Consider the following 374-nt stretch of genomic DNA (forward strand, 5'->3'; position numbering starts at 1 on the left):
TTTTAAAATGTAGTTTTTACAATTAAATTTTACTGTTTCTTTTAATTAAAAAATCCCCTGAGTGCACTCAGGCGCCCAAGGGAATTTTTTTCTAACTAATTTGATCAATTCCTGCTATTTGGATTTAAGGTCATACCTGTCCAGGTTCATTACCTTATCCCATGCCTTTACGAAGTCTTTTACAAATTTTTCCTTTGAATCATTTTGTGCATAGACTTCGGCAAGAGCACGAAGTTCTGAGTTGGATCCAAATATTAGATCTACTCTTGTTCCTGTCCATTTAAGGTCATTGGAATTCCTGTCACGACCTTCGAACACATTCTGGGCGTCAGATCTTGCTGCCCAGGTAGTTCTCATGTCCAAAAGATTCACGA

General features: G+C 37.4%; 1 pseudogene. It reads right to left on the reverse strand.

The features are described 5' to 3' along the window. Positions 1-114 precede the first annotated feature (114 nt). A pseudogene (locus HC175_RS20520) lies at positions 115-374 on the reverse strand (catalase/peroxidase HPI); the annotation flags it as partial.

This window comes from Salinimicrobium oceani (genome assembly GCF_012037645.1).